General features: G+C 66.5%; 1 pseudogene. It reads right to left on the reverse strand.

Going from position 1 to position 236, the window contains the following annotated elements:
• Positions 1-236: pseudogene (locus tag SAY88_RS25665) on the reverse strand (hypothetical protein); the annotation flags it as partial.

Consider the following 236-nt stretch of genomic DNA (forward strand, 5'->3'; position numbering starts at 1 on the left):
GAACTCCTCGCCGGCGGCCATCAAGGCATCGAAGATATGACTCTGATACTCGATCGGGTGGTGCAGCTCCCAGCCGAGCTCGCCGACGAAGTTCACCCTGAGCGCGCGAACCGGGGCGAGATCGACCGAAATATGCTGCGCCGTGAGCCACGGGAACGCCCCGTTGGAGAGGTCGGCGTCCGTGAGCTTCGCCAGCACCTCGCGCGCCCGCGGACCCACCAGCACAAGCACGCCGT

It is taken from the genome of Halalkalibacter flavus, assembly GCF_036663575.1.
Classification (GTDB): Bacteria; Bacillota; Bacilli; order Bacillales; family Bacillaceae_D; genus Halalkalibacter; species Halalkalibacter flavus.